The 6,992-nt window shown below is 60.4% G+C and carries 7 protein-coding genes and 1 tRNA gene; 7 read left to right on the top strand and 1 reads right to left on the bottom strand.

The genetic code is table 11. From position 1 onward, the window contains the following. The 7 genes from ACR0P8_RS08085 to ACR0P8_RS08055 all read left to right on the top strand — a co-directional run. On the top strand, positions 1-183 hold a 183-nt coding region (locus ACR0P8_RS08085; RefSeq protein ID WP_432624591.1), incomplete at its 5' end, for a hypothetical protein. Between the two features lie 12 nt (positions 184-195). Beyond that, complete coding sequence (gene dnaK, locus ACR0P8_RS08080) at positions 196-2,079, top strand: molecular chaperone DnaK (RefSeq protein ID WP_432624590.1); 1,884 nt, start codon at positions 196-198, stop codon at positions 2,077-2,079. 2 nt (positions 2,080-2,081) lie between these two features. Next, complete coding sequence (gene grpE / locus ACR0P8_RS08075; protein ID WP_432624589.1) at positions 2,082-2,771, top strand: nucleotide exchange factor GrpE; 690 nt, start codon at positions 2,082-2,084, stop codon at positions 2,769-2,771. A 213-nt stretch (positions 2,772-2,984) separates the two neighbouring features. Then, a complete protein-coding gene (locus ACR0P8_RS08070) occupies positions 2,985-4,010 on the top strand; it encodes a DnaJ C-terminal domain-containing protein (RefSeq protein WP_432624588.1) in 1,026 nt (341 codons plus the stop codon). A gap of 5 nt (positions 4,011-4,015) precedes the next feature. Continuing rightward, positions 4,016-4,636 (top strand): heat shock protein transcriptional repressor HspR, encoded by a 621-nt coding sequence (locus ACR0P8_RS08065; protein ID WP_432624593.1) that lies wholly within the window; start codon positions 4,016-4,018, stop codon positions 4,634-4,636. Positions 4,637-4,998: 362 nt separating this feature from the next. After that, entirely contained in the window at positions 4,999-5,289 is a 291-nt protein-coding gene (locus tag ACR0P8_RS08060) for a hypothetical protein (RefSeq protein WP_432624587.1), read from the top strand. Between the two features lie 397 nt (positions 5,290-5,686). Then, entirely contained in the window at positions 5,687-6,358 is a 672-nt protein-coding gene (locus ACR0P8_RS08055) for an HAD family hydrolase (RefSeq protein WP_432624592.1), read from the top strand. A gap of 406 nt (positions 6,359-6,764) precedes the next feature. Here ACR0P8_RS08055 and ACR0P8_RS08050 read toward each other — a convergent pair. Then, positions 6,765-6,837 (bottom strand) — tRNA-Ala (locus ACR0P8_RS08050). Positions 6,838-6,992 lie beyond the last annotated feature (155 nt).

Below are 6,992 nucleotides of genomic sequence, written 5' to 3'. Positions count from 1 at the left end.
TTTGAAAAGTTGAGTGGGGTGCGCTCAAGATTTTTTGCGATTTCGGGAATAATAACTTGCGAATTAAAGTTGAGTGGTGTAGGCTCAAGTTTTGGAACGGGTCGAGAGATCCGAAAGAAACGTGAGCGGGAAACCGTAGAACGAGAACAACGTTCCGCCGCAGCCGACGGAACTTATATGTAAGGAGTCAAAGTTATGGGACGCGCAGTTGGCATCGATCTGGGTACTACCAATTCCTGCATCGCAACGCTTGAAGGTGGCCAGCCCACCGTTATCGTGAACGCCGAGGGCGCTCGCACCACGCCGTCCGTCGTGGCATTCAGCAAGTCCGGTGAGATTCTGGTCGGCGAGGTCGCCAAGCGCCAGGCCGTCACCAACGTGGACCGCACCATCAGCTCCGTCAAGCGCCACATGGGCACCGACTGGACCGTCGAGATCGACGGCAAGAAGTGGACCCCGCAGGAGATCTCCGCGCAGGTCCTGATGAAGCTTAAGCGCGATGCCGAGGCCTACCTCGGCGAGCCGGTCACCGACGCCGTGATCACCTGCCCGGCATACTTCAACGATGCCCAGCGCCAGGCCACCAAGGACGCCGGCACCATCGCAGGCCTGAACGTCCTGCGTATCATCAACGAACCGACCGCAGCCGCACTGGCCTACGGCCTCGAGAAGGGCAAGGAAGACGAGCGCATCCTGGTCTTCGACCTCGGCGGCGGCACCTTCGATGTGTCCCTGCTGGAAATCGGCAAGGATGATGACGGCTTCTCCACCATTCAGGTGCAGGCCACCAACGGCGACAACCACCTGGGCGGCGACGATTGGGATCAGAAGATCATCGATTGGCTCGTCAGCGAAGTCAAGAACAAGTACGGCGTTGACCTGAGCAAGGACAAGATCGCCCTGCAGCGTCTGAAGGAAGCCGCCGAGCAGGCCAAGAAGGAACTGTCCAGCTCCACCAGCACCTCCATCTCCATGCAGTACCTGGCCATGACCCCTGACGGCACCCCGGTGCATCTGGACGAGACCCTGACCCGTGCGCACTTCGAGGAAATGACCTCCGATCTGCTGGGCCGCTGCCGCACCCCGTTCAACAACGTGCTGCGCGACGCGGGCATCGGCGTCTCCGACATCGACCACGTGGTCCTCGTCGGTGGCTCCACCCGTATGCCGGCCGTCAAGGAGCTCGTCAAGGAGCTCACCGGCGGTAAGGAAGCCAACCAGTCCGTGAACCCGGATGAAGTCGTGGCTGTCGGCGCAGCCGTGCAGTCCGGCGTCATCAAGGGCGACCGCAAGGATGTCCTGCTGATCGACGTGACCCCACTGTCCCTCGGCATCGAAACCAAGGGTGGCATCATGACCAAGCTCATCGAGCGCAACACCGCCATCCCGACCAAGCGTTCCGAAGTGTTCTCCACCGCCGAGGACAACCAGCCGTCCGTGCCGATTCAGGTCTACCAGGGCGAACGTGAGTTCGCTCGCGACAACAAGCCGCTGGGCACCTTCGAACTGACCGGCATCGCTCCGGCTCCGCGTGGCGTCCCGCAGATCGAGGTCACCTTCGACATCGACGCCAACGGCATCGTGCACGTGTCCGCCAAGGACAAGGGCACCGGCAAGGAACAGTCCATGACCATCACCGGTGGTTCCGGCCTGCCGAAGGACGAGATCGACCGCATGGTCAAGGAAGCCGAAGCCCACGAGGCCGAGGACAAGAAGCGCAAGGAGGACGCCGAGACCCGCAACCAGGCCGAATCCTTCGCCTACCAGACCGAGAAGCTCGTCAATGACAACAAGGACAAGCTCTCCGACGATGTGGCCAAGGAAGTCACCGACAAGGTCAACGAGCTCAAGGAAGCCCTGAAGGGTGAGGACATCGAGAAGATCAAGACCGCCCAGAGCGAGCTGATGACCTCCGCCCAGAAGATCGGCCAGGCCCTCTACGCCCAGCAGGGCGCCGCCGAAGCGGCCGGTGCTGCCGGCGCGGGTGCCGCCGGTTCCGCCTCCAACGCCTCCAATGGCTCCGACGACGACGTGGTCGACGCCGAAGTCGTGGACGATGACGACAAGGACAACAAGTAATCATGTCCGACTTCAACAAGGACGAGTACCTGAACGACCTGCCCGACATGGATGACCTGTCCGGGCAGGCCGCCAAGGCAGCTGCTTCCGCCGACAAGGGCAGCAATGCCCCCGCCGGCGACTCCGCCCCCGCGCAGGAAACCCCTGCCGCCGATGCCGCGAAATCGCAGGACAATGGCGATGCTTCGGCCGACGCCAAGTCCGACGGTAAGGCCGATGGCAAAGCCGACGGAGCCGACAAGTCCGACAACACGCTGACCCCGCTTGGCCAGGCCAAGAAGGAGGCCGCCGAATATCTGGAGGCGCTGCAGCGCGAACGCGCGGAGTTCATCAACTTCCGTAATCGCGCGCAGAAGGAGCAGGAACGCTTCCGCCAGCATGGCATCATCGACGTGCTGACCGCGCTGCTTCCGGCGCTGGACGACATTGACCGCATCCGCGAGCACAGCGAGATGGACGATTCGTTCAAGGCCGTGGCCAACAAGATCGACAAGGCGTTCGAGAAGTTCGGCGTCGAGAAGTTCGGCGAAAAGGGCGAGGACTTCGACCCGACCAAGCACGACGCGATCCTGCACAAGCCGGATCCGAACGCCGAGAAGGAAACCGTCGACACCGTGGTGGAAGCCGGCTACCGCATCGGCGACCGCGTGATCCGCGCGGCCCGCGTGGTCGTGGCTTCCCCGCAAAGCTGAGCGACTGAACGCAGAATGAAGTAAAGACCGAATTCCGCACTTTCTGCCACGTGAGCTTCCACGTGAAGCCCGCGTGGCCATAGCCGGGCCCCTCTGAAACGAGGGGCCTTCGACTATCCACGACTACCACGACTATCCACTATCCAACACATTGAAGAGACTTTACGAAAGACTCTGCAGACTTCATGAAGACCTCACGAAAGGAGGCACATCATGGCTGAGAATGAATGGCTGAGCAAGGATTTCTACAAGGTCCTTGGTGTCTCCAAAGACGCCACCGAAGCCGAAATCACCAAAGCGTACCGCAAGCTGGCTCGCAAATATCATCCCGACCTGAACAAGACCAAGGAGGCCGAGGAGAAGTTCAAGGACATCTCCGAGGCATACGACGTGCTGAGCAACAAGGAGAACCGTCAGAAGTATGACGCTATCCGCCAGTTCGGCATGGGCGGCGCGCGCTTCGCCGGAGGCTCCGGCCAAGGCGGCTTCGACGCGGGCGCGTTCTCCGACATCTTCGGTTCGATGTTCGGCGGCGGCGCCGGCATGGGCGGCAACGGGTCGCGCATCCGCTTCCAGACCAGCGGCGGCGGCAATCCGAACTTCGATGACATCTTTTCGATGTTCGGCGGCGGTGCCGGAGGCCCGGGCGCCGGCGGACGCCAGTATGAGAGGCAGAGCGCCGGATACGAGCAGCCACGTCCGGAAGACGGTGAGGACCGGAATTCCAAGATTCGTCTGACCTTCCGCCAGGCGGTCAAGGGAGCCACCGTGTCGCTGTCCGCGGGCGGCAAGAAGTTCAAGACGCATATTCCGGCCGGAGTGCATGACGGGCAGAAGATCCGTCTCGCCGGCAAAGGCAAGCCGGGCAGCAATGGCGGCAAGAACGGTGATCTGTATCTGCATATCACCGTCGCCGAAGATCCGAAATTCACGTTGCGCGGCCGTGACATCGTCATGCCTCTGCCGATCACCGTCGGCCAGGCCGTGAACGGTGCGAAAGTGACCGCCACGGACATCGACGGCGACGAAATCGTCTTCAAAGTGCCTGCCGGCTCGTCCAGCGGCACGGAAGTGCGCATTTCGGGCAAGGGCGTGGTCAATCCGCATGAGAACGGCGATTTGGTCGGCCGTGTGGAAATCCACGTTCCGGAACGCCCCAACCTCGTCGCCAAGCATGCGGCCAAGGAATTCGACAAGGCTTGCGGCGACTTCGCCGACGAGCTCGCGCGGGAGCGCTGACCGTCATGGCACGCTCATCGCGGACCTCGCATGCCTCGCAGGCGCGCGCCGCACGGCAGGCTAAGCAGCTGTACGAAATGTGCGCCATGGCGATCGTGGCCGGCCGTGCCGACCTGGACGGCGCCGATGAAGTCGGCTTCGACATCGAATTGCCGGTATTCTCCGTCGGCGCCGCCGGCGAGCTTGCCAACGTGCATCCGCAGACGTTGCGCCAGTACGATCGGCTTGGCTTGGTCGTGCCGCAACGTACGGAAGGCGGCGCGCGCCGCTATTCGCTGCGTGACATCTCCCGTCTTGCGCAGGCCCAGCAGCTCAGTCAGGAGGACGGCGTCAACCTGGCTGGAATCACGCGCATCCTCGAGCTTGAGGAGGAGAACCGTGAGCTTCGCCGGCAGGTGGAGCGGCTCCGCAAGCCAGCCGGTTCCAGCGTGTTCGCGGCGGACGCGGACGGCGGAATCGTGGAGATAGAGCAGTCCCGTCGCGCGCGCATGTGGCGCAGGCAGATCCGGACCCGCATGCGCCAGCTTCCGTCGCGTGAGTCGGCGCAATCCGTGGATGCGCCCGTGCATGCGGGGGAGGGAAGCGGTTCCAATTCCACGTCCGTGGTGATTTGGGGTGTCGACTAACCCCCTTGTTTCGACCGGTCCGAAGTCAATCTGATGTTGGCCCGAAGCCGGCCGAACACTGTTTCAAGAATGAAACGCTCCTGCAGCTGATGATTAGTTTTCTGAAAAAGCTGAAAATCGGTTGCAAAAATGATTGAAAATAGCCTTTTTTATGCAAAAAAGCCGTCCGCTGTTATATAGTTGAAGATGGTGAGCATTGTCGACTGCAATTATGTCGTAGTTGTAGTAAATAATGTTACATATCCGCATTGAGGACTGTATTTCTTCCGGTCTATATTGGGGCTTCGATGGAATATGGCTACCCCGTCTCGTGGAGAAGCGGGAGAGGTGTGCGGTGGATACAGAAAGGTTAGGAGCGTACAGTGCCAAGAGTTGCGTTCACCGCGAAGACCCGTAAATATCTCGGGTCTCTGGATGCCGTCGAATCGGTCACCCAGTATCGTATTTGCTACTCCAAGGAATTCCGTGACGATTGCATGCGCAGGTATGCCGAAGGTGGTTCGCCTGCAGCGATTTTCCGTGAGGCTGGCTTGGATCCGAAGATCATCGGATACAAGCGTGTCGAGCGTTGCATCGCCCGCTGGAAGGCCGAGAAGGCTGAGGAAGCTGAAAAGGCCCCGCAGGCTGAGCAGCAGCAGGATAACCAGGAATAAGTTTTGGACGATTCCCGCAGTGTGGCGCGTACTGTAGTCTAAGGGGGTTGGCTGCGGTGCATGTCGCGGCTGCGGCGCTGTTCCAAGCTTGAATTGGTTGTGAACGTCTGGATGAGCATTCATCCAGACGTTTTTGTGTTGTGGCGGTTTGTGTTGTGGCGGTCTGTTCCGTGAGGGGCGCGCGATGACGCCGGACGGGATTTGGCTGGCGCCCCGCTGTGTCCTGCGTCCGTCCTCAGCCGGCTTGCGGGCGTTTCCGTCGCGCCGCTCTGCTGGAATGGTTGCAGTTGACGGTTGCGGGCCGATGATTGCGCCCGGCTGGCCGTTGGAACATTATCGCAAGGAGACCGCTATGAACGAGCCGAACGTCCGGAACTCACAGACTTCCCCGGAACCGATGCTCAAAGCCGTGTTCTGGGACATGGATGGCACGTTGATTGATTCCGAGCCGTACTGGCACGAGGGTGAGATGAGGATTGCCGCTGAAAACGGCGGATATTGGGATGAGGAGCTCGCCTGGCAGGGCTCCGGCACGCCGGTGCCGGATGTGGCTCGCCGTATGGTCGAGCACGGTTGCAAACTGTCGATTGAGGAAATCGGCAAAGGCATGATCGACTACGTGGCACGGAAGGAATTCGAGCGCATTCCGTGGATCGACGGCGTCGAGGACGTGCTGCTGTCGCTGAAGGAAGCCGGCATCCCGTCCATGCTCGTCACCACGTCTCCCCGCCATTTGGCGGAAAACCTGATCGCCCAGGCGCCGGCAGGCACGTTCGCCGGCTACGTGTGCGGCGATGACGACGTCGAGAAGAAGCCGTCGCCAGCACCGTATCTCTCTGCCGGCCGCAAGCTCGGCATCGCGCCGGAAGACATGCGCTATTGCATTGCGATCGAGGATTCCATGTCCGGCCTGCGCTCGGCCGTCGCGTCCGGCGCGACCACGCTCGGCCAGACTGGCTTCATGCGCATCGACAATTCCGACGGTCCGCAGTTCGCTTCGATTAACGGCTACGACGGCATCACCGCCGCCACCCTCGACGCCTACGTGCGCCGTCGCAACGCGGCCTGAGCGTCTGATCGCGCTAATCGCAATGGCCGCAATAGAGAAAACTCGACGCGGCCATCAGAACTCGATATCCCCGTCGCCCTGCAGAAACTCCATAAGGTGTAACGGGGCCAAAATTGTCGAAAACGCGGAAATGACCCCGTTAAAACGGTGGTTTATCGTATTTTTTGACGTAAAAGGCCTATTAGGGGTGGTTTAGGGCGGTAAAAATGCAGAAAAACAGGTTTTAACGGGGTCAAAATCGTCAAAAATGCGAAAATGACCCCGTTAACTGGTGTTTAACGCGGTTTTGGGTGTGCAAGGCCTGCGTGCGATGTTCGAAAACGGAATCGCAAGGAATTGAAAGAAAAGTAAAAAAAGAAAGCAAAAGAAAAAGCCCGCTGCGGTGGAATGAATGCAGCGGGCTTAGTGGAGCTGACGGTAGTCGAAACCGCGACCTCTTCGATGCGAACGAAGCGCTCTACCAACTGAGCTACAGCCCCTTGGATGTCACCCTGCTCTGCAAGGCAACTCTCAGAATACTAGTACGGAGTGCGGAAAAACGCAATTCCGCACTCCGCGTGTTGCGGTCAGCCGACGGTCAACCGGCAAGCACAACATGCAATTACCCGGCAACCGTCCGGCAATCGTCCGACGG

This window comes from Bifidobacterium sp. (assembly GCF_050874245.1).
Classification (GTDB): domain Bacteria; phylum Actinomycetota; class Actinomycetes; order Actinomycetales; family Bifidobacteriaceae; genus Bifidobacterium.
The sequence above is the reverse complement of the archived record's forward strand: the minus strand, read 5'-3'. Positions and strand labels throughout refer to the sequence as shown.